This window comes from Thermoanaerobaculia bacterium (assembly GCA_035717485.1).
In the GTDB taxonomy this organism is placed as follows: Bacteria; Acidobacteriota; Thermoanaerobaculia; order UBA5066; family DATFVB01; genus DATFVB01.
In genome coordinates, this window is the sequence record DASTIQ010000065.1 from 1 (window position 1) to 2,143 (window position 2,143).

The following is a 2,143-nucleotide window of genomic DNA, read 5'->3' on the forward strand; positions in this document are numbered from 1 at the left end:
CGGGCGCGGCGGCCGGATCCGGGCGCCTTTCCGGAGACCGGGGTGAGATCATCGCTCCGATGAGCGCTTTCGGAGGGCCCGGGCGCGGCCGCGTCACGCCGATGGCGATCCTGGGATCGGCCCTCCTCGGGAGCGCTTCCGCGCTCCCCGCCGCCCCTCCTCTGGCGATCCGGAGCGCTTCCGGGCTCGAGGTTACGGTTTCTCCCGACGGGACGTGGAACGTGACCGGCGGCGCGAAACGATGGAAGTTCCGCGGCGAAGTTGCCGCCGGACTCCGGGGCCTCGCGGCGAGCGCCGGAAGCGACGCGCTCGGAGCGTACCGCGAGGCGGCGTTCTCCGTCGGCGAGCCGGGCGGGCGTCGCGCGGCCATTCGGCTCTATGAAAAGGTTCCGGCCGCGATGTTCGTGTCGACGTTCGAAACCGGCGGCGCGAACGTCGATCCGTTTCCGACGTTCCGCGCTCTTCCGCGGGTTCCCTACCACCTCTCGTGGGAGGGAGCTTTCTTCCCTTCCAGTTTCACGAAGCTCGGCGCGGACGCGCCCTGGGTCTTCTTCGACGGCGACCGCGACGCATTCGTGCTTTCGGCGGCCTCGCATTTCGTCCTCGCCCGAACCCGGCAGGGACGCGACGGCGGCGTCGAGTGCGGCATCGATCCAATGATCCGGGAGATTCCGCCCGGGTACGAGCAGCGGACGATCCTCTTCTTCGGCGCGGGAATCGGGACCACGCTCGACGCGTGGGGAAGCGCCCTGACGGTGCTTTCGGGAAAGCCGCGCCCTCCCGCGGACGACGGGCCGGAGCTCGCGCTCCTGGGGTACTGGACGGACAACGGCGCGGGCTATTACTACAAGTCCCTTCCCGGCAGGACCGCCGGAGAGACGCTTCTCGAGGTCGCGTCCCGTTTTCGCCGGGAAGGGATCCCTCTCGGCTACGTCCAGCTCGACAGCTGGTGGTACCCGAAAGGGAGGGACGGCGGCTTCCTCGACTATCGCGCGGCCGGCCCTCCGATCTTCGATTCCGACCTGCGGGATTTTCAGAAGAAGCTCGGGCTCCCGCTCCTCGTTCACGGGCGCTGGCTCTCGCGGGAGAGCCCGATCCGCGGCGAGTGGAAGACCTCCGACCGGGTCGTCGTCGATCGCCGCTGGTGGGCGAAGATCGCGGGGGAGCTCTCGGAGGCGGGAGTCTCGACCTTCGAGCAGGACTGGCTGGGAGTTCGCGCGCTGCCCGAGCGAAACCTCTCCGATCCGGAGGCCTTTCTCGGCGAGATGGCGCGGGCGTTCGCGGAACGGTCGATGAGGGTGCAGTACTGCATGGCCTTCCCCGGCGACATGCTCGAGAGCACCCTGTATCCGAGCGTCACGACCTGCCGCGTGAGCGGCGACCGGTTCGACAAGTCCAAATGGGCGGCCTTCTTCCACGGCTCGCTCCTCGCGCGGGCGGTGGGACTCCGGCCGTGGGCCGACGTGTTCCGGAGCCGGGAGCTCGAGAACCTGCTTCTCGCCCTCCTCTCGTCGGGCGTCGTGGGAATCGGCGACACGATCGGCGAGGAGGACCCCGCGGCGGCGCGGCTGGCGGCGAGGGCGGACGGAGTCCTGGTCAAGCCGGATCTGCCGATCGTGCCGACCGACGAGACTCTGATTCGGGAAGCGAAGGGCCGGGCCGGCCCCCTGATCGCGACGACGCTCTCCGATTTCGGGGAGTGGAAGGCGATCTACGTCTTCGCGGTCGGGGCCGGAACGAAAGACGAAGCGATCCTCACGCCGCGGGATCTCGGAATCCGGGGGCCGTCGTTTCTCTTCCGGGTGGACGGCGGCGAAGGCCGGCGGTTGAAGGAGACGGAGACCTGCCGAACCCGGTTCTCGGGATCGGCGTACTGGATCCTCGTGCCGGAAGGCCCCTCCGGCGTCGCGTTCCTCGGCGACGAGGGAAAGCTCGTTCCGGTCGGGCGCAAGCGGATCGCGTCGGTCGCCGACGACGGAACGCTCCGCGTGCGCGTGCTGTTCGCGCCGGGGGAGGACGCGGTCCGTCTTCACGGCTTCGCGAGGAAGCGTCCGGAGGTCGAAGTCGAAGCCGGAAAGGCGGAACCGATCGAGTACGAGCCGCGAACGGGCGAATTCCGGCTCCCCGTGCGGCCCGCGTCCGG

The 2,143-nt window shown here is 69.6% G+C and carries 1 protein-coding gene; it reads left to right on the forward strand.

Going from position 1 to position 2,143, the window contains the following annotated elements; all coding sequences use genetic code 11:
* Positions 1-59: 59 nt before the first annotated feature.
* The coding region (locus VFS34_03140; protein ID HET9793433.1) for a hypothetical protein at positions 60-2,143 on the forward strand (2,084 nt) is incomplete at its 3' end.